The organism is Nocardioides gansuensis (assembly GCF_003076135.1).
Taxonomy (GTDB): Bacteria; Actinomycetota; Actinomycetes; order Propionibacteriales; family Nocardioidaceae; genus Nocardioides; species Nocardioides gansuensis.
Window position 1 is genome coordinate 371,807 of sequence record NZ_QDGZ01000006.1, and the last position, 23,873, is coordinate 395,679.

20 protein-coding genes are annotated in these 23,873 nt (G+C 67.8%); 16 read left to right on the forward strand and 4 right to left on the reverse strand.

Features of this window, described 5'->3' with window-relative positions:
• Window positions 1–160 precede the first annotated feature (160 nt).
• From DDE18_RS15705 to DDE18_RS15745, 9 genes are all read left to right on the forward strand, one after another.
• Complete coding sequence (locus DDE18_RS15705) at window positions 161–1,021, forward strand: hypothetical protein (protein WP_116573190.1); 861 nt, start codon at window positions 161–163, stop codon at window positions 1,019–1,021.
• Window positions 1,022–1,099: 78 nt separating this feature from the next.
• Complete coding sequence (locus DDE18_RS15710) at window positions 1,100–1,348, forward strand: hypothetical protein (RefSeq protein ID WP_116573191.1); 249 nt, start codon at window positions 1,100–1,102, stop codon at window positions 1,346–1,348.
• Window positions 1,345–2,304 (forward strand): hypothetical protein, encoded by a 960-nt coding sequence (locus DDE18_RS15715; protein ID WP_116573192.1) that lies wholly within the window; start codon window positions 1,345–1,347, stop codon window positions 2,302–2,304. The genes DDE18_RS15710 and DDE18_RS15715 overlap by 4 nt, the downstream gene beginning before the upstream one ends.
• An 18-nt stretch (window positions 2,305–2,322) precedes the next feature.
• The gene (locus DDE18_RS15720) at window positions 2,323–2,646 is read left to right on the forward strand and encodes a hypothetical protein (RefSeq protein ID WP_116573193.1); all 324 of its coding nucleotides are present in this window, start codon (window positions 2,323–2,325) and stop codon (window positions 2,644–2,646) included.
• A gap of 1 nt (window position 2,647) precedes the next feature.
• Window positions 2,648–3,475: a hypothetical protein gene (locus tag DDE18_RS15725; RefSeq protein WP_245916743.1), complete on the forward strand. Its 828-nt coding sequence runs from the start codon at window positions 2,648–2,650 to the stop codon at window positions 3,473–3,475.
• Window positions 3,472–4,851 (forward strand): TrbL/VirB6 family protein, encoded by a 1,380-nt coding sequence (locus DDE18_RS15730; protein WP_116573194.1) that lies wholly within the window; start codon window positions 3,472–3,474, stop codon window positions 4,849–4,851. Before DDE18_RS15725 ends, DDE18_RS15730 begins: the two co-directional genes overlap by 4 nt.
• Entirely contained in the window at window positions 4,848–6,380 is a 1,533-nt protein-coding gene (locus DDE18_RS15735) for an SCO6880 family protein (RefSeq protein WP_116573195.1), read from the forward strand. Before DDE18_RS15730 ends, DDE18_RS15735 begins: the two co-directional genes overlap by 4 nt.
• A gap of 258 nt (window positions 6,381–6,638) precedes the next feature.
• Entirely contained in the window at window positions 6,639–8,183 is a 1,545-nt protein-coding gene (locus DDE18_RS15740) for an ATP-binding protein (protein ID WP_245916745.1), read from the forward strand.
• A 27-nt stretch (window positions 8,184–8,210) separates the two neighbouring features.
• Window positions 8,211–10,055 carry a peptidoglycan DD-metalloendopeptidase family protein gene (locus tag DDE18_RS15745; RefSeq protein ID WP_116573196.1) on the forward strand — a complete coding sequence of 615 codons (1,845 nt, stop codon included), beginning with the start codon at window positions 8,211–8,213 and terminating at the stop codon, window positions 10,053–10,055.
• A 387-nt stretch (window positions 10,056–10,442) separates the two neighbouring features.
• Here DDE18_RS15745 and DDE18_RS15750 read toward each other — a convergent pair whose 3' ends face one another.
• Complete coding sequence (locus DDE18_RS15750; RefSeq protein WP_116573197.1) at window positions 10,443–11,234, reverse strand: class II glutamine amidotransferase; 792 nt, start codon at window positions 11,232–11,234, stop codon at window positions 10,443–10,445.
• Between the two features lie 681 nt (window positions 11,235–11,915).
• Here DDE18_RS15750 and DDE18_RS15755 point away from each other — a divergent pair.
• Entirely contained in the window at window positions 11,916–12,254 is a 339-nt protein-coding gene (locus tag DDE18_RS15755; RefSeq protein WP_116573198.1) for a histone-like nucleoid-structuring protein Lsr2, read from the forward strand.
• 267 nt (window positions 12,255–12,521) lie between these two features.
• Complete coding sequence (locus DDE18_RS15760; RefSeq protein ID WP_116573199.1) at window positions 12,522–14,441, forward strand: AAA family ATPase; 1,920 nt, start codon at window positions 12,522–12,524, stop codon at window positions 14,439–14,441.
• A gap of 965 nt (window positions 14,442–15,406) precedes the next feature.
• Here DDE18_RS15760 and DDE18_RS15770 read toward each other — a convergent pair.
• Window positions 15,407–15,712, reverse strand: a complete 306-nt coding sequence (locus DDE18_RS15770) for a DUF6221 family protein (RefSeq protein ID WP_116573201.1) — start codon at window positions 15,710–15,712, stop codon at window positions 15,407–15,409.
• A 222-nt stretch (window positions 15,713–15,934) separates the two neighbouring features.
• Between DDE18_RS15770 and DDE18_RS15775 the strand changes: the two genes are divergently transcribed.
• Window positions 15,935–16,897, forward strand: a complete 963-nt coding sequence (locus DDE18_RS15775; RefSeq protein WP_116573202.1) for an HNH endonuclease family protein — start codon at window positions 15,935–15,937, stop codon at window positions 16,895–16,897.
• Window positions 16,898–17,585: 688 nt separating this feature from the next.
• Window positions 17,586–18,146, forward strand: coding sequence for a helix-turn-helix domain-containing protein (locus DDE18_RS15785; protein WP_116573204.1), 561 nt, complete (start codon window positions 17,586–17,588; stop codon window positions 18,144–18,146).
• A 207-nt stretch (window positions 18,147–18,353) separates the two neighbouring features.
• Here DDE18_RS15785 and DDE18_RS15790 read toward each other — a convergent pair whose 3' ends face one another.
• On the reverse strand, window positions 18,354–18,701 hold the full coding sequence (locus tag DDE18_RS15790) for a hypothetical protein (RefSeq protein ID WP_133241239.1): 348 nt from the start codon (window positions 18,699–18,701) through the stop codon (window positions 18,354–18,356).
• A 327-nt stretch (window positions 18,702–19,028) separates the two neighbouring features.
• On the opposite strand from DDE18_RS15790, the gene DDE18_RS23030 reads away from it, so the two are divergent.
• Window positions 19,029–19,181: a hypothetical protein gene (locus DDE18_RS23030; protein ID WP_165821188.1), complete on the forward strand. Its 153-nt coding sequence runs from the start codon at window positions 19,029–19,031 to the stop codon at window positions 19,179–19,181.
• Window positions 19,182–19,319: 138 nt separating this feature from the next.
• On the opposite strand, the gene DDE18_RS15795 is transcribed toward DDE18_RS23030, so the two are convergent.
• Complete coding sequence (locus DDE18_RS15795; RefSeq protein WP_133241240.1) at window positions 19,320–20,213, reverse strand: SMI1/KNR4 family protein; 894 nt, start codon at window positions 20,211–20,213, stop codon at window positions 19,320–19,322.
• A gap of 523 nt (window positions 20,214–20,736) precedes the next feature.
• Between DDE18_RS15795 and DDE18_RS15800 the strand changes: the two genes are divergently transcribed.
• Window positions 20,737–21,264 carry a hypothetical protein gene (locus DDE18_RS15800; protein ID WP_116573207.1) on the forward strand — a complete coding sequence of 176 codons (528 nt, stop codon included), beginning with the start codon at window positions 20,737–20,739 and terminating at the stop codon, window positions 21,262–21,264.
• Between the two features lie 511 nt (window positions 21,265–21,775).
• Window positions 21,776–23,743, forward strand: a complete 1,968-nt coding sequence (locus DDE18_RS15805; protein WP_116573208.1) for a hypothetical protein — start codon at window positions 21,776–21,778, stop codon at window positions 23,741–23,743.
• The last annotated feature ends 130 nt before the right edge of the window (window positions 23,744–23,873 follow it).

Consider the following 23,873-nt stretch of genomic DNA (forward strand, 5'->3'; position numbering starts at 1 on the left):
GGAAAAACGGCTTTGACCTGCGGGTTTTGCGGTGGTGGGCCGGCTGGTGGGCGCCCTGGTTCCCCCGACGGCGACGTGGTGGGCGTCGTGGTGGGCGCCGTGGTGGGGGACAGGTCCTGCAGTTGGCGCGTCCTGCTCGCCTCTCCACCGGAGGACCGCCATGTCCACCATCAACGCCGCCAGCGCTCCCGCCACCTATCCGCCCCTCCCGGGCTCACGGGCTCCTGCCCCGGTGAGCACGTCCGGCCAGAGCCAGCTGGCCGAGGTGCTGTTCAGCGACCTGGCCCGGACCGGCAAGTGGTCGAGCTGGTGTGAGGCCGATCCCCGGCTCGAGGGGATGGTCAGCCTCGAGGACGCCGTCGACGCCTGGCAGCGTCGGCGTGATCCCCGCACCTACGCGGTGGTGGCCGCCTTGACCTCGATCGGGTCCCGACGCGGCGGCGACGACGACGACGCGGCGCTGGCGGTGGTGCTCCTGCTCGGGCCGGGGATCGTCCGACTTGGCGTCACCCTGCGCGACGTCTGCGAAGTCGACGACGTGCGCACGGCGGTCTGGGAGGAGGTCAAGCTGGCAGAGCCACAGATGGGCAACCTCGCCGCCCGCTACCTGTTGCAGCGTGCCCGCCAGAGGCTGACCCGGCCCACGGTCGCGGCGCGACGCTCGGAAGTCTCCCTTGATCAGCAGCTCGGTTGGGGCGGACCGCTGCCGTCCTCGCGGTTCGGCGCCGGCCACGTTCATGACCACGGCCGGGCCGTCGCCGCGTCGGCCGCAGACGACCCCGTGCGCGACCTGGTGGACGTGCTGACCTGGGCGCGGGAGGGCGGCGTCATCGAAGCCGACGAGGTCGAGCTGCTGGTGGAGCTGATCGCGGCGGCCAACCACGGAGTCGCCACCGAGGACGCACAGCGACTCCTCGGCGAGCGGCGCGGGGTGGGGCTGCGGACGATCCGCCGCCGCCGCGACGCCGCCGTGGCGCGACTACGCGCCGCCGCCCCGGCCTACCTGGCCGCGACCGCCTGAGCAGGCGTAGTGGCACGCTCCTGCAGCACACCTGCGCCCCCTGTCCGATCCGGACACAGGAGCGTTGCTGTCCTAGGCATGAGCCAGCCAGCCCCCAGCGCGCCCCCCGACCCTAGGCCCACCCCCGAGGTCGTGGCCGACCTACTTGGGGTGGTCGCCGCGCACGACCTCCACCATGCCCTCAGCGACCTCGAGTGCCTGCTGGCGCAGCTGCGCGCCGGCGCCAAGGAGGCGCAAGTCGCGCGCGGCGTGCTCCGCAACACCCCGGCCGAGGTCCTGCGTCAAGGTGTCCGGCTCAGGGCAACACGAAGCGAGCCGACCCGATGAGCACCCCCACCGCCCCGGCCCTCGCCACCACCACCGACGCCCGGCGCGTACGTGCCTACTCCACCCTGGAGCTCCGGGCGGCCGCCTCGGCCCTGGCCGCCGGGAAGTTCGCCTGTCGGCCTCCGACCTCGGCACCGGGTGATGCAGAACCCACCCCCACGGCGACGAGCGCCACCGCGGCCGGAGCGCCCGACGCAAAATCCTGCGCCACGCAAGCCTCGTCCGAGGCCCAGGTCACCGGTTCGCCGACCAAGGTGCCGGGGCTGGGCCCGATCGCGCGGGTCTGGGCCGCCAACGCCGGTGCCGGCGCCTCGACCATCACCCTGGCGCTCGCCGATGCCGCCGACGCAGCCGGGAACCGGACCCGGATCCTCGACGCCGCCGCACCAACCTGGTCCGGGCTCCTCGGGGCCTCGGCCATCGAGCTGGGCGCCGGCGATGGTTGGCGGCGCGGACGGCGAGGCAGGGCCGTGCTGCTCGACCGGCTCGAGGACCCCGTCCAGGCACCGGGCCTGATCCCCGCCCCACGCGAGCTTGCCGACATCGACCTGACCGTGCTCGACACCGGCTGGACGGCCCGCGAGCTCGACACCGCCACCACGGGCGGCACCCGATCCTGGGTCACCACCATCCCGGCGGCCCTCGAGGTCCTGGTGACCCGGGCCAACACACTCGCGCTGAGTCAGACCGAGACCGTCCTGGCTGGACTCGACCACGCCCAGGTGGCCCTCGTTGTCGTCGGCGCCAGCCGCTGGGCGGGCCCCGAGTTCACCGCCGCCGGGCGGCGGCTTCGTCAGCTACATGAGGACAACGCCGTGGTGTTCGTGCCCTGGCTCTCGGCCAGGACCTGGCCCGGTCTCGGTCCCGACCCGCTGCCCAAGCAGCTCATGCACGCCGGCCGGCAGCTGCTGGACCGGATCTCCCTCACCGGGCCGCTCGGTGCGGACCCTGCCTAGACGGAAAGGGAAGTTCAGATGATCATCCACGTCCTCACCGAGATCCTCACCCAGCTCCCGGGCTCCTTGCAGGTCGGCGCGATCAGCAACGTCTGTGCGAAGGCACCCCAGGGCGTCGACGGGTACGTCAACGACGTCCTCGGCTGGGTCAAGTACGGCGTCATCGCCATCATCATCGGCGCCGGCTTCGCCTCCACCGGGGCCTTGGTCGTGGGCAAGCTCGGCTCCATGGGCCGGGCCGCACAGATTGGGGCCTCGGGCCTGTTCTGGACCGTCCTCGGCGCGATCGCGTTCGTGACGATCTACGGCGTTCTCAACGCCATCGTCGGGAACGGATGCTGACGTGTCCCGCCTGACCGGTTTCGCGACCTGGGCGGTCGACCCCCACACCGAGTGGACCCGCACCAGGCTGCAGGTTCTGCTCCTCGGCACCGTGGTCGTGGTCCTGCTACTGATCGGCGGCGGCGCCTGGTCCGTCCTCAGTCTGCTGCGCCCCGACCCAGCCGACCCGGCCACCACCGCCACGACGGCTGCCGGCACACCGGCCCAGGCCGGGACCGCCGAGGACCGGTTGGCCAACCAGCCCCTGCCCCAGGCCCCGCTGGAGAACGCCCAGCCCGGCCCCCTCTCCACCGGGACCACCGGCACCCTGCGCATCCCAACGCCCTCCGCCATCGGGCCTGCGAACGTGTCCACCGGGTTTCCCCACACCCCCGAAGGCGCCCTGGCGCAGCTGATCGCGATCGACCAGACCGCACTCAGCTCGGCCTCGGTGCAGAACGCGCAGGCGGTCATCACCAGCTGGTCCGAGCCCGGCGGCCCGACTGCGCACACCTGGTCCGGGGTCCGGGCGGTGGCCACCCTGCTCTCGGCAGCGGGACTGCCCGCCGACGCCGCCGGCGACCTGGCGGTCACCGTCGAGCCCGCAATGGGGTTCATCAAGGGCACCGTCGGAGCAGACTTCGTCGTCCCCTGCGTCGACCTTGTGATCAGCACCCACCAGGCAGGCACCACCGAACGGATCGCTGCCGCCGACTGCCAGCGGATGGTCTGGGACGGCGACCGCTGGGTCATCGGTCCCGGCGACGAGCCCGCCCCGGCTCCGTCGCTGTGGCCCGGCACCCAGGCGTCCTTCGATGCGGGCTACCGGTGGCTGGAGGCTGCGCCATGAGCCTCCCGAGCACCGCGGTGATCGTGCCGATGATCGACCTCAACCCGCTGGACTGGCTCGGCGACAAGGCCAAGGAGGTGGGCGCCGAGGGGTTCACCTCGATGATGATGGGGTTGTGGTCGGCCGCCATGTGGCTGCTGGAGACGTCGTTCCAGATCCTCGACAGGTTCGTCACCCCCAACGTTCAGGACCCCGACCTCAAGCACCTCTACGGGATCACGCTGTGGGTCTCCCTGGCCGTGGCACTGATCGTGGGTCTGGGCCAGATCGGGTTGGCGGTGCTGCGTCAGGACGGCCGCGGCTTCGGCACCCTGGTCGTCGGCATCATCCAGTACGGGGCGGTGCTGTCGTGCTGGGTCGTGGTCTGCGGCGGGCTGATCGCCGCGACCGCGGGTCTGACCCATGGCCTGCTGCATGCCCTGCTGGACGTCAACGACTTCAACGGCTACACCGCCTCCGACAGCTGGGTCGACACCGTCTCGGGCACCGTCGAGGCCGCCACCTTGGGGGTGACGGCGATCTTCGTGCTGATCCCCGCCTCGTTCGGCTACCTGGTCATCATGCTGGTGCGGGCCGCCGCCCTGCTGATTCTGACCGCGACCATGCCGATCGCGGCCGCCGGCGCGTTGAGCGAAGGCATCAGGTCGTGGATGTGGAAGTCGATCCGCTGGTTCCTCGCCGCCTGCCTGATCTCCCCGCTGCTGGCGCTGGTCCTCGGGCTGGGGGTGCAGATCGCTCACGCCGGCTTCCCCGACGGCGCCGAGAAGGAGCAGGACGAGCTCCTCGGCCAGGCCTTCGAGGTCTCCTCGACGGCCTCCAACATCGGCTTGTCGGTCGTCGGTGCGGTGATCATGCTGGTGGCCTGCTTCACCCCGATGGCGCTGTTCCGGCTCCTGGCCTTCGTCGATCCCGGCACCGCGTCCGGCGCCTCCTTCCGCTCGACGATGAACGCCAACGGCGGCGTCGCCGGCCTGCTCTCGGGTAAGCAGGGCCAAACCCAAGGCGAAGGCTCCGGTGCGGCCACCCAGACCGGCTCCGACGGCCGCACCGCCTCGGAGAGCTCTGCCGACGCCGAGACAGCCAACCGGTTCCAGTCCAAGGCCGCGCATGCTCTGCCGGTGGCCGGCACCGTGATCGGCGGCGCGATCACCGCGACCGGCAAGGTCGCCCAGTACGGCGCCTCGATGGGCGTCGACGTGCTCGGCCAGTCCGGGATCGGGGGCCAGGGCTACTACGACACCAGCCACCACCCCACCGGGACGAAGCGGCAGCAGCGCCGGCGGCGCCCGGTCAAGGATGCCGACCACGACGGCGTCGCCAACGACATCCCACCCGAAGCCCAAGCGGCTGTGGAAGATGGCGCGGTCCTCGGATGAGCGTCTACGGAGCATCGGCCACCCGTGACCGGCAAGGCTGGTTCTTCGGCCTCACCGGCCCCCAGGTGTTCATGGTGCTGGCTGCCGCCTTTCCCTGCTGGATGGCGATGGCAGTCGGCCAGTGGCTCTACCTGCTCGGGCTGGTCCCGCTGTGGGCGCTGGTCACGGTCCTCATCTGCCTGCCCATCCGAGGCTGGTCGGCCTGCCAGTGGATCGGGGTCTTGGTCCGCCACCTGGCCGGCGCCGCGTTCGGCTGGTCCCGGTTCCAGTCCAGGGCGGCCGCCGGCGACCTCGACCTCGGCGACGGGCACAACGACCACGGCGACGCGGGGGAGGCCGACCTGCCCGGCATCCTGTCCGGCATCGAGATTCACGACGGACCGCCCATGACGGGACACCCGGCGCGCCCAGCGATCATCCAGAACCACAGCACCCGCACCTGGGCAGCCACGGCCCGGATCGTGCATCCCGGCATCGGGATGAGCGACGAGGACGACCGGTTCCGGATGGGCGCCGGGCTGGCCGAGATGTTCGAGGCCGCCACCGCCGGGAACCAGATCGACCTGATCGCCCTGCAGGTGCGCACCGTCCCCGACGATGGCACCGAACGCGCCGAGTGGGTGCGCCTCAACGCGCGACGCGAGGAGCCGGACGTCTCCGGCCACGTCCACGCCCAACTCGACACCATGACCGCCGGAGCCGCGGTCCGACGGGAGGCACTCGTCACTGTGGTGGTGCGCGAGGACGTGATCAGCAAGGACGCCAAGCGTGCCGGCCGCGGGGTCGCCGGCCGCGCCCGCATCCTCTACTCCCTCCTAGCCGAGGTGGAGGCCCGCCTGACCGGGTCGATCGGCTGCACGCGCGTGACCTGGCTGGACACCGCCGACCTCGCGGTGGCGATCCGCACCGGCTTCGAGCCCGGCGACGCCCCGGCGCTGGCCGATGCCGCCATCCAGCACCTCACCGACGAGTCGATCGCCACCGGCGTCCCGGTCGCCGCTGCCGGCCCGACGTACGCGCACACGGCGATGCGCTCCTACCGGCACGGCGAGTGGGAGTCGATCTCCTCCACGATCCTGCTGCCCCGCAAGGGCTCCCGCATGGGCGCCCTGGCGCGGGTCCTGGTGCCCTCCCAGCCGGGCGAGCGGCGCTCGCTGACGGTGTTCTACCGACCGGTCTCCCAACTGGCCGCCGACAGGTCCACCAGCCGGGCGGAGATGTCGGCGGCCATGGGGGCCGAGATGCGCCGCAAGGTCGGCCGGGTCGAACGCGCCAAGGACCGCCACGCTGTCGACCAGCTGCGCCAACGCGACGAACGACTCGAGCGGGGACGGTCCCTGGTCAGGGTCTCCTCGGCGGTCTCGATCACGGTGCCCTCGACGTGGAACGCCCAGGACTTCGGCCGCCGCCTGGACGCCTCGATCCGCATGTGCGGGTTCGTTCCGCTCCCGCTGGACGGAGCCCACGACGCCGCGTTCGCCGCGGCGACCATCCCCCTAGGTGCCGGGCTGCCGACCAAGCGCCGCTGACCCCATCCAGCAGGGGAGCTGTGGGTGAGCGTGTCACCGCCGACCCGGTCACGGTGTTGTCCGATCCGCCGCGCTGGCTGTTGCTGTCCCCCTCATCGAGCCCACCAGGTGGAGGAGCGAGCCGATGTCCACGCACACATCCGTGCCGGATGGCCGGGGAAGGCGGCCGCGCGAGCTGGACGAGTTCTCGCCCGCGAGCCCTGCGCCCGGCTCCGACGCAGGGCCGACCACTCCCGCCGAGTTGACGAGGTGGTGACCGTGGCCGGGACCAGGACCACCGCCACGTCGGGCCGCCGCGCCGTCCGGTCGTCGGGGACGAAGGCGGCACGGACGATCGACGACCTGCTGGCCGACTTCGGCACCACGATGCCGCGCAGGGCTGCACCGGCAGCCGAGCCCCCGGCCGACCGGCTCTTCCCGAAGGCGGTCAAGGCACGCGGGACCCGAAAGGTGGGCCTCGGCTGGGCCGCGACGCTTCCGCCGTTGGCCGGTTACCAGATGACCTCCGAGCAGACCCCGGTCCTGTGGCCCCTGATCTCCGGGGACGGGCTGCCGCCGTGGGGAGCGGAAATGGGCTACGACGTGCTCTCCGGTGGCAAGTTCTATTGCGACCCCATGGGGTGGGTGCTCGATGACACCATTCCAGTCACCAATCCCAACATCTTCATCTTCGGCAAGCCCGGCCGCGGCAAGTCCGCGATGGTCAAGGCGTTCATGCTCCGGATGATCCGGTACGGCTACCGCTCCCTGGTCCTCGGGGACGTCAAGGACGAGTACGAGGACATCGCCCGCTTCCTTCGAGTCGAGCCGTTCCGCATCGGCCCCGGTCTGCCCGGCAGGATCAACCCCCTCGACTTCGGCCCACTCGGCCTCGACTGGCAGACCCAAACCCGCGAAGAGCAACACCGGCGCGCAACCGTGACGTTCAACCGCTGGCTGTTCCTCATCCGCGGCCTGGTCGGCTCCCAAGGGGTCGCGTTCACCCCGACCGAGGAACGGGTGATCAACAAGGTCCTGCGACACCTCACCGGCTGGACAGCCGGTTCTTCCCGGCTCGCACCGGTGACGATCCCCAAGGTGTGGGCCGCCCTGGATGCACCGTCCGGCGAGCTGGTGGCCGACTGCCGGTACTCCTCGAGACAGGACTTCTTCGACGGCACCCGCCAGCTGCGCGACGCGCTCGGTGCACTATGCGAGGGCTCGCTGCAGGGCATGTTCGACACCGAGTCGACCTTCCACCCCGATTGGCGCGAGCCGATCCAGACGCTCTCGCTGCGCTCCCTGCACGACACCGGCAACAACGTGGCCGTCGGGATCGCCCTGATGTGTCTCAACTCCTGGGGTCAAGGGATGCGCGAGGTCGCCGCCGCCGGCGACCGCCGCATCGTGCTGCGGGACGAGGCCTGGCTGCAGACCCGCCTGTCCTTGGAGGCGGTGATGGCCCTGGATGCCAACCTGCGGCTGTCGCGGACGGAGGGCGACATCCAGGTGGTCACGTACCACAAGCCCTCCGACCCGCTCTCGGCCGGCGACCAGGGCAGTCAGGCGGCCCAGATCGCCAAGGACCTCCTCAACCTCTCCGACGTCCGCATCCTGATGGGCCAGGACGAGGCCGTCGCCGCCGAGCTCGGCGCCCTCCTGGGCCTGAGCGACCTGCAGCAAGGCGTCGTCACGGGGTGGGCGATGCAGGAGAAGGGCCGCGCCCTGTGGATGGTCGGCGACCAGCGATACAAGGTCCAGACCCTGCTCACCCCGCTGGAGAAGCGCCTCACCTGGACCAATGACGCCATCGACGTCGCCTGAGCCGGTCCTGCGAGCGGGAGCCCTCCGATGAGCCGCGCGACCAAGCTGGCGCCGCTGCTGCTGGTAACAGCCGTCCCGATCCTCCTGCTGCTCACGTTCGTCGGCGGAAGCGGCGCCGAGCGCCCGACAGATCCGTGCACCACCATCTCGGTGCCAGGCGGGGAACAGGTCGGCGACACCCAGCTCGACGCCGAGCAGATGCAGGTCGCCACCGAGGCGGTCCGCGCGGTGCGCGCGTTCGAGGCGACCGCGGACAAACCGCACGCGGCGGTGATCGTGCTCGCCACCGGGTTCCAGGAGTCGCAGCTGCGTAACCTCGACTACGGCGACCGCGACTCCCTCGGCTTCCTCCAGCAGCGACCGTCCCAAGGCTGGGGCACCCCCGACCAGGTCCGGGACGTCACCTACGCCACCACCACCTTCCTGCACCATTTGATCGAGGTCCCCGGCTGGGAGACCCGGAGGGTCACCGAAGTGGCCGCCGACGTCCAGCGACCCGCGGAGGAGTACCGCGGCCTGTACGAGCAGTGGGTGCCCCTGGCAACCGACCTCGCCGAGCAGCTGTGGAGCACCAGCGGATCCGCCGCCACCGTGAACACGCCCCCCACCGACGGCACAACAAGCGCCGTTCCGGGGTTGGTGCGGCTGCATCACGCCAACCTGTTCGTCGGGAAGAACCAGGCACAGTTCCGCGAGGACCTCGGCGCGGTGGTGGCCGACCGGCCCGACTTCGTGACCCTCAACGAGGTCTACCACCGCTCGCCCGGCGACCTGCAGCCCGATGGCTACCAGGCCTGGCACCCGGCCGGACCCCGCGACGCCCGCGACACCGCGGTGCTGTGGCGCACCGACACCTGGACCCTGGCCGGCAAGGGCACCGTGCTGATGCACAACCGGAATGTGAAGTGGGGCACCCGTTACGTCAACTGGGTGACCCTGACCGCCGCTAGCGGATCAATCGTCTCAGTGATCTCCGGGCACGCTTCCCCGGGCGGGCCAGGGCGGGAGGGTCTGTATGCGGAGTTCCGCACCCGGCTCGTCTCACTGACAGCCGAGCTCGGCACACAAGGCCCCGTCCTGTTCGGCGGCGACCTCAACATCCAGTACCCCCACCGGCAGCCCGCCCAGGCGAAGGCCTTCGAGGACTCGTACGCCGCCGCGGGTGCCCGCACGACCTACGGAGTCCTCGGAGAGCCAGCCGGGGGATGGGCAACCGGCGGCGCGCACTTCAACGCCACCATCGACTACATCATCACCGCAGGTGCCCTCCCGGTCAGGCACGCGACCACCGGTCTGCGCCACTCCGACCACCGGATGCTCTCCGCCGAGATTCAGCTGGGCGGGGACCCGGCCGGTGCCGCGACCCCCCTGGGCAGCATCTCCGGCAACACCCACGCCTGCGATCCGACCATGCTGGCCGCCTCCGGCGGAGCCGTCGTGTATCCGGTGCCAGCACACCTCGCCTCGAGCAACCAGAACAACTGGGGGAGCCACGGCGCCCACTGGAGCGCCTGGCACACCGGCACCGACTTCTCCGTCGCCTGTGGCACCCCGGTCCTGGCGGCGCACGCGGGCACGATCGAGATCGACACCAGCCAGAGCTGGGCAGGGGAGTGGCTGGTCAAGGTCACCACGGGGCCTCGTCACCTGACCACGTGGTATGTGCACATGCAGACATTGCGCGTCACGCCGGGACAGATCGTCCAACCCGGTCAGCAGATCGGTGAGGTAGGCGCCCTCGGAAACGTCAGCGGCTGCCACCTGCATTTCGAGGTCCACCTGAAGAACGGGCCGATCTACGGGCCGGACAATGTCGATCCGACCACGTGGCTGGCCGTCAACCTCGGCAAGCCCACCGGAACCGAGCGGTGACTCACGTCGGCCGGCCATTTTCAATGCGCACGATCACACATTCAGAGGTGCAGACAACGGCAACCAGATCGACGGGGTCATCAGGAGCGTCGGGGCCGGCCCTAGCGATCAATGGTCCTGGGATCGCGATCATCGGCCTGCAATAACGCCGCGAGGCGCCTCGTAGAAGCCGGCTACGCAAGTTGAGAGAGGCGCCTCGGGAAGACATCCAGGTTTCAAATCCAGGGGCTCCGCGATCGCAACCATGGGTGAAGTGGGAACCGGCGTCGACGACGAGACGGCACGGGGCCCGGCCAAGGGATGGCACGCTCGAAATCGTCGCGACGTTGAATTCCTTGACGCGGCGGAAGGACGCCCCCATGCGCGACTCGACGGTCTCCGCTGTCGTCAGATGCTGAGCCGTCTGAGTTCAAGAGTGGAGAGGTTCACCGAAGCCGCGGTGTTGTCGGGAACCGGTGTCCAGCCTTGGGGGTCGATGCCGCTGGAGATGACGTGCACGGCATTGCGGGTGAGTCGGAAGTCCATTGCGAAGTAGTCATCGGTGTGCCGGTAGGGAAGCTCGTCGTCGGAGGTGAACAGCTTGCGGAGGCCCTGGATTGGAGTGGAGGCCCGGCTGTTGATATGCACGCCGTACATGTGCGTGGGCGTGAGCAGGAATGCGTTGAGGCTCGCCTCGGGAAACTCGCGGGTGAGCACGTCGAGGGCCCAGCGCAACCCATCCTCGTCGTCACCGCGTTCGGCGATGCATTGCAGCGCGAAACGGAAGTACCGCTCGCTGTCGGTGCTGCCACGCAGCGCGGCGCGTGTTGCTGGCTTGAGCAGGCGCTCGAGCCGATCGATGGGAGAGATGTTTCCGTTGTGTGCGAACGCATACCCGTCCTCCACGAACGGATGGGTGTTCTCCGGGGCCACGCGGAGCCCGGGTGATGCCCATCGAAGATGGACCATGCCCGCCCGGCCGAGCCGCTCCTGGGTCAACCGCGCGTATGCCGGGTCCCGGAGTGCCGAGACTGCGGAGGTCACGGACCGGAGGGTGTGGTCGGTAGGGTCCCGCCACGCCATGCCCCATCCATCGCCGTGCACCGCGGTGAGTGCGGTGAACGCCTCGAAATCGTCCTCCCCCAACACGTCGATGACGGAGAGCGGCTGACGGGCGACATAGCCGAGGAGTCGGCACACGGTGCGGCGAAGCCCTTCTTATCCTTCTGGTCGAATGTTCCGGAGTCCCCAGCACGAGAATCCTCGCCGCCAGCTGGGATGGCAACTGTGCTGCGAGACTGGCGGGGATGCGCACCAGTGCTGTGTCGTGCCCCTGGCCACGCTTTTGTTGCGACGGAGGCGGATTCGCCTAGTGCCGCCGCCCGGTAGGGATCTCGCCTGCTTGTTCTGTTGATCCAGGACCGATGGCTGGCGAGGCGCTTATCCAGGCGGCCGGGCTCTCGTTCTCTACTCTGCATCCCTCGCTCGCGGCGGGTTGATCGCTCCGCAATTTTTCGGTGATGGGAATCATGCAGAAGGCTGGCGCTTGGTGTCGCGAAGATGGTGCTCGACGAAGTGCGCAAGCCACAAAATCAGGCGCGAATCAAGCAGGCCGTACAGAAGGTCAAGGCAAGACGAGAGCGCGGCCGCGCACGCTAAGAGGGAGCCCACAGGTAGGTCGACGCGATGCGACGCCGGTCGCGGGTGTGGAACGTGGGGCGGTTAGTCCCAGTGGTTCCTCCACGGGCCGGCGCTGCTGCGGGCTGACCGGCATGGCCTTTGTTGGTGGGTTGCCGCTGGGATCCCCTCACGCGGAAGAGGGTGGTTCTTGGCTGCCCACTCGAATGGACGTGGAGTCACCGCGCGCGTCATCATCGGCGTATGGCCAAGACCACTATTACTCAAATCACCGACGACTTGGACGGCTCCAAGGACGCGCAGGAAGTCTCGTTCTCCTACCAGGGCACCGACTACACCATCGATCTGGGAAAGAAGAACATGGCGGCCTTCGAGAAGGCGTTGAAGCCGTACATCTCGGCTGCTACCAAGGTATCGAAGCGTGCCGCTAGATCAGGCCGCTCGGCAAAGCCGAGAACCGCGAATCAGAATCTCGCGGCCGTGCGGGCTTGGGCCAAGAGCGCCGGCCTCGAAGTCTCGGACCGCGGCCGTATCCCCAAATCCGTTCTCGCGCAGTACGAGGCGGCCCAGCGTAGTAGCTGACACGTGGCCGCCGGCTGCGCCCGGCTGCGACTTCGGTTCTCACCCATAGGCGGCGATAGGATGCGCATCTGTGTCCGGCCGTCCGGGCACGGAGGTTCTGGACGCCGACACTCCACGCGTCAGGTGCGCGGAGCATTGCTGGCTCGATCAACATGGGCGCCGATGACGTCAACGGCGACCTCGACAACCCGTTGTTCGCGCCGTCGACGGGTGTCGACCTCCTGGGCCGCTCGATAACTATGCTGCTCGGGACGAAGGGGGAAGGCGATGCGCCTGTCCAAGCTAGTGATCCACGGCTATCGCAAGTTGGTGGACACCGAGTGTCGGTTCTCGGGCAAGTTGACTGCGATAGTTGGTCCTAACGAGGCCGGGAAAAGCACGTTGCTAGAGGCCCTCCTCTCGGTGCAGAACGACGACGAGATTCCTCCATCCGCGTACCCATACGGGCAGACTGTTGCCAAGGAATCGGCAGCGCTAGAAGTCTGGTACCGGCTGACTGACGAAGACGTGCGGGCCCTGGGAGAGTTGGACTCCGACATAGTTCCTGCGTTCTACGTGGTAACTAAGACCTACGAGGGTCGTCGCTCGCACCGAACCCACCCTCATATTCAGCGACGCACGCAGCCCCGTCAGGCAGCGATAGCAGCAGTCGCTAGGTACGCGACTACTTCCAGTGCACGAAGTCTCGATCGGACGGATGACGGCGATGGGACCGGGGACGCTCTCGACCAGGTGCAGAACTTGCTTGAGAACCGCGCGCTTGATTCAACAGTGAGCAACGAGGAATGGCAATTAGTCGACGAACTAGCGGCCGAGCTTGCCCGCCCCGAGATCTCGGCTCGGGGACGACAGGCAAGCGAGGCGCTCGCCGACTGGTGGAAGCAGATGCGTGAGGAGAGCCCGAGCGACGTTGCCCTCAAAATGTTGGACGCAAGAGAGCCCTTGTTCGCCATGTTTGGGGACAGCGAGCGCAATCTCCGGTCCAGTTACGACATTGGGGATGTCGCTGATGACCCCCCTGCCGCCCTCCACAACATGGCTCAACTTGCTGGATTGGACCTTCGGTCTCTACGGGACGCGTACCTCGGGAATGACCCCGGCGCAGTCGCGACCGCTACGGAGTCGGCCGATCAGGCTCTGAAGGAGAGAGTCAATGAGGCTTGGAAGCAATCTGACGTAGTTGTCCGCATGCCATTGGATGGGGGCACTCTCCATCTCTTGGTCAAGACTGACGCCCCTCGATACAACCGCGTGGCCGAGCACAGTGATGGCTTGAAGACGTTCGTCGCGCTTACAGCCTTCGCCTACGGCTTGCAAAATGCTGGCGTCCCGCTGGTCCTGCTAATCGATGAAGCGGAGCAACACCTTCACTATGACGCACAAGCCGACTTGGTGAGGATGCTTGAGCGGCAGCAGGTTGCAGACCAAGTTGTCTTCTCGACGCACTCGGCAGGATGTTTGCCTTCCGATCTAGGCACTGGGATCCGAGGCGTTGCGCCCATGGAGGGTCAAGGTCGGAGCAAGGTCACCAACTCGCTGTGGCAGATAGGCCCAGGTTTCACCCCGCTGTTGATGGCGCTGGGGGCCGGCGCCGCGGCCTTCGCCCCATCTCGCTACGCCGTGCTGGGGGAGGGAGCTACTGAGATGCTGCTCCTTCCGACTCTCATACGAGAGGCCTTGAACGTCGACGAGCAACTTGACTATCAAGTCGCAGCAGGTCTCGCCGAAGTCGCCAACTCGGACCTTCGTGATCTCGAGCTCGAGGCACCTCGCGTGGTCTATGCAGTCGATGGGGATGCCGGGGGCGACGCCCACGTGACTCGTCTGAGAGCTGCTGGAGTGCCGCCAGACCGCATCGTGCAATTGGGCGGACCGGGTTCGGGGCTAACTGTGGAAGACCTCCTGAAGGAAGATCTCTACCTGCGCGCAATCAACGAGGTGCTCACACAGCTTGGGAGTCCTCAGCTGTTGAAGAAGGCGGACCTCAATGTCGGCCAGACCCGCGGGGCGGCAACACGCTCCTGGTGTCGCAATGCTGGATCGCCCGAGCCGAGCAAGCCTGCCGTTGCCGTAGCACTCCTCGAGCTCGCAGAAGACACGAAGTTGCTCACGAGGGATGGCGGAAGGGTGCTCAAAGCCATGCACCAAGCATTGATTGCCGGCCTGGGCATTCATCCCGCGCCGTAGGAATCCTACGGAACTGGCTGCCAGGGCGTACCGCTCAAACTGACAGCGACCCGGATCGACCTTCCACCGTCAGCCCAAGGGTTGATATGGGAACTATGCGCCCATTCTGGGCGCAAAGGGCTACGTCTACGCTCGCCGACCGGGGCATGTTGGTGGCGCCGCAGCCGGTTGCCGAATGTGCAGCATGCACCGCGAGGTTGATCAGGCTCAACCGGCCCGAGCGACATCTGCCCAAGTCAGCATGCGGTGGTTGTTGTCACTGCGGTCAACACCGCAAGCACCCCCGTCAGGCGCTGCGCAAGCAGATGCGCCCCTGGACCCCCTTCTCGGGGAAGGGGCCTCAACCGCGGACCGCGGCGAAGTCGACGACATCGTGTCGGGCAGATCCCATGACCGTTAGCGGGCAGTCCTCATGTCCGCCAGCGGGCATTTTCGTGGCCGTCTCCGGGCAGTTTCTCGTGGCCGCAGATCGAGGGCGAGTCCCCCGGTGGGTCACTCCATGTGCGGCCTAAAGGGGAGGAGCGCAGGTGCCGATGCTGTATGTAGCGGGTCGATAGGGCCTGTTCAGCAAGCGAAGGAGTAGGGAGCGTGACATGGCATCCACGGGCTTTTCCTTACACGTGGGCGAGGTCGTCTCCTTGACTGCGCTGGGCCATCCCACCGAGGCCAGGGTGCTCTCCCGATCATGGAGCCCCGCGCTGGGTGAGGTCGTTCAGCTTCGCGAGGAACGCCACGGGCAGCCATCCTGCGTGATCGTGTTGTACGGCGAGCTGTTGGACGGGTTGGTCCCCGCCTGACGACGTGGATGTCCGGGCCTGACCTCGGGCAAGACGAGGAAGCGGCATGGGGCTAGCAGGGCCGTTCCAACGTTGCAGGAACCAGCTTCCAGATCGGTCATCCCTCACCAGGCCGCACAGAATGGGGAACCACGACGCGCGGTGGCTTCGGCATAGCGACCGGGTCGCTCAGGGCCGCCACTCAGGCCGGCAGTCGGGGTGGTCGGCGTATGCGCCGGCGAGGTCGCGGAGGGTTTCGCGGGCCATGTCGGGAGCGTCGTCGGACTTCCAGCCGTCCCCCGCGAACGTCTCCGCGCACCGAGCCACGATGCGCCGCTTGGCCTCGACGTCGGCCAGCACACGGGAGTAGTGATCCGGCGGGTGCGGGCTTCGGCGGCCCACGTGGTGGGTCCGGATCGCGACCCGCTCCTGTCGCTTCGCCCAGGCGTGGTCCTCGGCGAGACGGGCCTGCAAGAACTCGATCAGGGCGTCCATCCCGCTCATGATGCCCGGCCGCGGCCGACTCGGGGCTCGGTCGGTGGCGACACCAGTGAGGGGCCGGCCGGCGGTCGCAACATCGGGCAGCGGTTCGATGCCATCCTCACGTGGATCCCAGGAGTAGAAGCGCTCAACGGGGGCGCCTGTGAGCGCTCCGGCCTCGCGAGGCGCCGCGTCCCTGGGGGCATTGTCGGTGCCCGCCCGCAAACTGGGCGGACCATGAAGCTCCGCATCCCTGCCTCCGCCGCCCTCACCGCAGCCTTCGTCGGCTCGGTTCTCACCGCCTCGCCCGTCCACGCCGGATCGCGCGTCGACGCGCGCAATGACCGGGCCAGCGTCGCCGCCGGTGCCACCAAGACCGTCAACGTGCTCGCCAACGACCGCGCCCCGCGCACTGCCCGGGTCAAGGTGCTCTGGTCGGCCGGCGTAAGCGCCCAGGTCAAGCGAACACGCAAGGTACGCATAGCGGTTCCCGCCGGAACCACCGCCGGGGTCTACAAGATCCGCTACAACGTGACCGCAGGTCGCCACAGCGACAGGGCGGTCCTGCGCGTAACCGTGCCCAGCGCCACACCTACACCTGAGCCGGAGCCGCACTCGCAGTCGGGCACCCTGACCGCACTGATCGCCTCGTTGCCGGTGGCCGCGGAACAGCGCACCGGCTACGACCGTGACCTGTTCAAGCACTGGAACGGCGGTGCGATCTACGGCGACGGCTGCGACACCCGCAGCGAGGTCCTCAAGGCCGAGGCGGTCATCCCGGTGGCCGCCGACACCGCCTGCCCGATCTATAGCGCCCGAAGCGGCGGCGGCTCCTGGTACTCCTACTACGACGGCCTAACCAGCGCCGACCCGTCGTCGTTCGACATCGACCACATGGTCCCGCTCGCCGAAGCCTGGGACTCCGGCGCCTACGGTTGGGACGCCGCGACCCGTGAGGCGTTCGCCAACGACCAAGGCGACGCTCGCTCGCTAGTCGCGGTCTCTGCGTCCGCGAACCGCGGCAAGGGCGACCAGGACCCGGCCGAGTGGCTGCCGCGGCTGGAGCGATGCCGCTACATCGGCGAATGGGTGGCGGTGAAGCACCGCTGGGACCTGACCGCCGACCAGACCGAGAAGGACGCCCTGGCCTACACCGCTGGCGGCTGCGAGAACGTCACCATCGTCATCATCGAGCGCTGAAACGAATGCGTCGATGACTCAGATGCGTGAGGTGCCGCGATCCCATCCCTAGGGCTACGCCTTCCAGCTCGGCCCGGTGGCCTTGCACGTACCCATTCGATGCTCGCCCCGGTGAAAGCATCAGAACGGGCGACGGTCCCGATTCACCTAAGTCGAGCTACGCCTTGGGCGATCAGAATCGCGCGGGGATTCTGCGCGCTGCATTGCGCCCTAGCAAAGAGAAGTCGCCGACATGAGCCCTCGCCCTGTCGAGAGCAGGCGAGAACCGGGGGAGTCGGTGCACGATTGCCCCATGTCGGTCGCGGGGAACGCCAAGCTTGGGAGCAGCGCCCCCGTCTGGATCTCCTGGGAGGCCGCGTCCCAGCTGACTGGGATTCCGGTGCCGACCATCGAGCACGCGGTGCGGGTCGGCCGCATCGCCCGACGGGCTCGGCACGGCACCCCATCCCACCCTGGACCGCAGCGGGATGCTCGAGTGGGCTGAGTGGTACCGCGAGGTCCAAGACCCAGCTCGAGCACAAGCGTGAGGAACGGCGCCTCGAGCTTGAGCGCCGGCGCGTCGCGCGCGAGCAGCGGCGCAACGAGCGCGAGCGGCTGGGGGGCCGCGGCGGCGGCGCCGGTTGTCGGCCGTGAGCCGCCCGAGCCTCAGGGTTGGCTCACGACCAGACAGGCCGCCGAGGTCCTTGGAGTGACGCCGGCCACCGTGCACCGCCACGCCGGCAGCCTCCAGACGTACCACGGCGCGCAGATGTGGGTCACCGAGGTTTCGGTCCTGCGCCTGCGTGAGGAACGCGGGCAGTGGATGTCCTGGCAGGAGGCCGCCGACCTGATCGGTTGCAGCCGGCACGTGGTCGCGAAGCTGCTCGAGGCAGGGCACCTCCACCAGCGCCAGGTGAACCGGACGGCCTCGCTGTCCCGAGCCTCGGTGGAGGCCGCGGCCCGCGTCTATGCCGAGCAGCAGGCAGCGGCCGCCCAGGCGCGGGCGGCCCGGCAGCTGGCCAAGGAGCAGGCCCTCCTCGAACGCACCGCTCCGCCGGAGAACGGCGAGGTGTGGATCGACGTGACCACCGCGGCACTCCTCCTCGGCGTGACAGCCCACGCGGTCCGCCAACGCATCCGCCACGGGCGGTTCCCAGCCAGCCGCCGTGGCGGCCCGCTGTGGGTGCGTCGGGCAGATGTTGAGCAGGCCTCGGCCGTCACGGCGTTCCACGCCAAGGTCGACGCAGTCGGCCTGGGAGACTTCATCTAGGGGAGCCTCGGGGGTGCTGCGGCACTAGGCCCCGTGCCGGCTGGCCTGCGTGGGCTCAGCGGACCACCCGCAGGTGTCGCTGTCGAAATGCGAGGAGCATTGGTGTGCTCGCGGCCGGCTACTTTGACATATCGAGCCTCCTCAGTCAGCGGTCGTCAACGTGCCCGCAACGCGGCATGAGCGTGTATCCGAAGAGCCGGGCTGGATTCAGCCGTCGACCGCGACGAGGTCAACCCAGACTGTCTCCAACCCGGCGGGGTCGGCTTCGTCGGTAGACACGATCAGGCGGGTTCGCCCACTTGGGGCAGGAATGACCAGCATCCCGTCCGCGTCTCCGAGCGACACTGTCTCTTGAGGAGTGGCGATGACGGTGTCGCACAAGACGTGCCTCTCCGTCCCTTCCTCATGAACCAACGAACGCACGTGGATCGTTGCGGTAGCCCAGTCCCAGTCGCCTCCGAACCTGTCGGCCTGGATGTCCTGAGCGTGCCGAACGCACAGCGTGACCACGTCGCGGCCCGTTGCCACGGCGCGCCCATTGAACTCTGTGGGCACCTCCGCCAGAGGGTCGCCTAGCACTGCGATTCCCCAATGCCATGGTCGCGTCAGCGTTATCTCAGCCAGCGGTTGCATGAGCCCGAGCGCAGTTCGACGCGCCGACCCGAGAGAGCACGCTCATCGACACGACCGCTCAGCGGCATGTGAGTGCGTGGGCGAGAGGACCGAGGAGTTGGGGATCGTTGACCCACTGGGGAGGGCAGGACGTGACTCCTAAACGGTCATCGCGCGAACGGCGCCTTCGCCCGTGGTCGGCTGCTCGGCGCCGTCCTACCCTGGACTCAGGGACATGAGAGATCCAGCCAGAATCGAGGCGATTCACACATGTCAGCGATCTCAGGCAACCACGGCGACAAAGACCACGTCCAGGAAGACCGCGTCCACAGCGAAGCACCCGCCGAGGGCGATCCCGAGTTCGACGAAACCGAGATCCGGGCACATTCCATGGATCCTGCAGAAGGCGCCGACGAAGACTGAGCCGCTTAGCTGCGACGAGGACCGCGCTGGGTCGAACGAGGCAGATCACCACGCGCGATTCGCGGCATGGTCGGGCGCTTCGCCCCGACAGCGGCATGGTCGGTCGGCCAGGGGTAATGCACGCGCTCGCGAGCCCGGTCAGGCCTCTGGGTCGAGAAGCCGCACGGCTACGGCTTCCGCATGAGTAGCGTGCGGAGCATCCGGGGTGATGACCACATCGAACTCGAATCGGCCCGGACTGGCGGGGCCGAACATCGTGACTGCTGAGGGACACCAGATGTGCAAGACGCCGGTGCCGTCGTCGACGGAGACCCGAACGCCTTCGCTCAGCCCCCAGAGCTCCAGAACCTGCGCGTGCACTCGCCCGGACACTCCCGCCACGAGGTTCCTCCGCAGTGCCGCGATCGTTGTGGTCGCGCCACGGGCATGCTGCTCTGCCGCCGCGGGACCGGCCGAGGCGAGCCAGTGCTCCGGCCATGCGGAAGGGTGCCAGTCCACCTCCATCCGGTCGCCGTACCGCGGGTGAGGGTCGCGCACGAGGCGGTCTCGCAAGGCGGCTTGGAACGCTGTGTCGTCGAAGCGCAGGAACGTCTGTCCGTCGCGCTCATGACGTTCGACGCGGCCAACCTCCAGGGTCTGGGCGGCGACCTCGAGGTACGAAGTGAGGTCGCTGGCCACCAGGACGAATGGCTCGAGGCCGTACGCCCAAGTGAAGCACGCGCCGCCTGTTCCGGGAGGGCCGTCGAGCTCCACGAGGAGGAATGCGTGGCTTTCGTAGCAGACCGGGAATAGGAGATCGGGTGTCATGCCGGGCTGCTGCTGGTGCTCGTGCCAGCACTCGAGGGCGAACTGTGGATCGGCCGCGTGCGGATGCGGGAACAGAGAAAGGCTTGAGCTGTAGCCGTCAGTCAGGCGCCAGAACTGCTCGACCTCTGCCGGCAGCCGCCAGGGCGAGATTGCGGCTGCGACCTCGCCTACGGCTGCGGGGTTCTCCTGGGTTCGCAGCTCGGATGCACCGAGCACGGCGAGCACTCGCCGCAGCTCGCGGAGGGCCGCACCCATGGCGAGCGCTCGGTCTGACGAACCAGTCACCCGTCAATAATCCAAACCGAGCCGCCATGCCGGGCGAGTTTGGGCAAGTTCCCCGCGGAAACCCCAGCGGTGCAGCGCGCGCTGTCATCGGTGCGGGTTCAGGCGTTGGCACCGACCCACAGGCGGCGGAAAGACGCACGTCTGCTAACACATGGATTGCGTAGATCCGGGCGTGCCGAAGACGAAACGGGCCAGCAATTGGGGCTCTGCGAAACCCCTCGGTGCTCGCTACGCGGCGCGCCCGATGCCCGTGCAATGTGAATCTGATGCTGGTGCGGTGGCTTGGCCGAAGATAGCTGAGCCGGGTTCGAGTTCGCAGCTGCCGGCCAGAGGGCCGACATGAACCGGGTCGAAGCCAGGGAGTGGCGGCCGAGGGCTGGTCGGTCCATGATTCTCCGGGGTGTCGAGGCAGATCTGCTGGTTCGGGCACGCCTGTCGGTGGGAGCGGCTACCGTCCGCAGCCATGAAGGAGATCTGGGCGGCGCTGGGGGCGATCGCAGCAGTGGTGGCGGTAGGCGTAGCCGTTGCGCAGCTGGGCGGTCGGCGCGGCATCCAGCGCAAGGCGATCCGCGAGGACCTCGAACTGCTCAAGTTGCTGGACGGCAACGAGCACGCGCGCGTACGCGCGAGGCTGCGGGCCCGAGTCACGAAGAAGCTCGAGCAGTACGAGCCAAGTCCAGACGCGAAGGCACGAAGCCGAGCACGAAGGGAGCTCGCCGGGGGATTCGTTCTGCTCGCTGCCATCGCGGTGGTGATCATCAACGTCTTCGACGTGACCGGCCTGTGGGTGAACCTGCTGCTTGGTGGTGCGCTCGGCCTTGCAGGCAATGTCGTGCTGTGGATCGTCACAAGCCGACGCGAGAAGGCCGAGCAGGACCAGGCCGTCGCCGAGGTTCAGATCGAGGGTGTGCTGCCCCGCAAGGTGTCCAGCTTCTCCATGACCATGGATCCGGAGAACACCGCAGCGTCAGGCAACGGGCGCAGCGCGTAGCCGCGACGCGTGCATGGACGACTCCGCGAGCGCCACCGGGCCGTCAACTCGAATCCAGCCTTCGGTCCTACCGTTCATGGGCCATGAGGAGCGCCGCCACGCGGCGGAATGACGCTACTTGAAAGGCCAGAGTGGCACACGTACGCGACGTCCCTGCCGGACCTCACCGACGGGGCGGCAACGGCTTGCGCGATCGCTCCCGAAGCAAGGCCTCTTGTCACGCAGACGGGGTGAACATTGGCAACCGTGTCATGGATCCGTTCATGCGGCGTTACCGTGAAGCGTGGGATCACAGGCTCTAACCCAGCGGCAGTTTCTTGCGCTGCGCCCAGGTCAGAGGATCCGCTACGAGTGCTTCGATGACAATTGGATCACTCATCTCTACGAAGGTGTCATCTCTCTGACATCTTGGCCCGCTGAGCACCCGCGTGCGTGGCAGTCTGGGGGCGCCTTCCTCAACATGGAGGCGACCCGCGATGACGGGAGTCGCGATGTAATCACTGATCGACGCATGATTAAGGCCGTCCTTACTGGACCGGACCCAATTCTGGAGCAGAAGGCCGCCGCCTGGATGGCCACCCGGAGCCTCAAGTACCTTCGGCAGAGGCGGGGCCGGTTGGCGACTGAATTGGCGGGGCGCTGGTCCACCGAAGCCCGCGAGCCGATCGACGAGACGGTGATGGCCGTGCCGTTCAACCTCGATGACGGCATGCGGTTCAAGCTATTGGGGCGTCGCGATCAACGGGTGGGCGAGTTCCGACTCCCCGACGGCCCCCTGCTCATGCGGGTCGAGGGTCTCCGCTCGCAAGCCGCCTCAGCACTTGCACGACACGGAGTGCACCTGGCCGTGCCGGACTCGGAGCGTCCCTATGCCAACGCCGGCTGCCGGATCCGGGCCGACGGCCGATGGACGATCCATCCCATCATGAGGGAACAGCTGCTCACCGAAATCGAGCTCGGCTCTTACATCCCTCAAGAGAAGGCGTTACGCACCAGATTCCCGGAGTTCGCCGACTTGCTCCTTGCACTCATCGTGCGTCACGGGCGAATGGTTGAGTCGGTTGACACCTCCACACCCCCGGAGCATCTAGATCCCGTGCTGACCATGATCTCAGGTCATATGAGACAAAGAGCCGACCTAGATATCGACATCTCCATGCTGCAGGCGCTCCTGCGGCAATCACCGCCCGTGGACGATTGGCCGTACGAACCCGAACCCGAGTTTGATGAACCACCCGCAAGGCAGCTTTCAGTGGCTGTCCAAGCAGGCGTCCCCCGATTCGTTTCCTCGACCCTGTCGGCTCGGTGGAAGGCCACTGGATGGTGGTGGGATCTAGGCTACGAGGGCGGATGGGAGTGTCACTTCGCCGGCGAGCGGTATGCACACGGCGCATTGAGCCTCGACGTCCAGAGGGTCATCGCGGGGACTTCTGCAACCATGACGCTCCCTGATCACGCTGGCCAGGTGCTGGAAGCCTGGGCCACACGATTCCCACTGCACGCACCGTTGGCGGCCGCCCTAGAACTTCGCGACCTGAACCCCGACTGGTGGCAGTCGCAGCTAGACGACGCCGCTCTCATGGCGACGGCCACAACCTGGACCCACACCATTGCAGGGCTTCTAGAAGGGTTGCCACGGGACGAGACCATGTACGCCCCGGGTCCGTGCGGGATCAAGGAAACGCTGCTCACCTACGCGGCCGCGTCGTTGATCAGCCTGCTTGGTCCGACGGCCCAAGCCGCCGTCAGCGACGAGGTCCGCGACTGTCGCATTTGCGGAACCCCATTCCGCTGTCGGTCCCTGGGGGCTGATGCCGTGTACCACTTCGGGCAGGATCAGTTCTGCCCGCTCTGTCTTGAGGACGCCTTGAACGGCCTGCTCATCGACCAAGGAACCGATCCGCCGTGGCTGGAAACCGCAATATGGGCGATTCAAGCGGTGTCCTCGGAGTTCGGCGGTCCCCCGTCTCGCGACCAGCTGCAAGCCCGGCTCCTCCCCAGCACTGACGGAATGCTCCAGGTCATCTCTCGCATGCTGCTTCCTGTGCAGGGTCAAGCAATATTCCAAGCCGCGCGGAAGACCTATGCGTGGTCAGAATGGCTGGACCTAGCGGGTGTGCTGGGGGAGGGCACACGCCAGGCACGCGGCACAACGGTTACTGCCAGTGACGGTCACCGATGTCGATCCCTATTTGAGCGACACATCGACGACTTCCTTCACCACCATGGCATCCCTCACGAGATAGAGCCGTACTATCCCGTCCACTCCGAACTCAATGCCACCGGTTTGCGCGCAGACTGGCGACTAGGTGACGGCACCCTGGTCGAGGCTCTCGGCCTCTCTGGCCGCCCGGACTACGATGTGAAAGTCACGCGGAAAGTGCAGCTTGCAGACCTGATGTCCATCAGACTGATCCTGATCTATCCCCGGGACCTAAGGCGGCTCCACGACATCCTCAGAGCCTGGATCCACGAGTAACAGTGGCCCCCCGATCGACGCCGTCGCAGCCTCGACCTCGGGGGACGACCGCTGGGCGGCCGGTTGCGCAAGGGGAGCAAACCGGGGGCCGGACCATGTCTATGGGATCGGCTCCACGTGGCGGCGTACC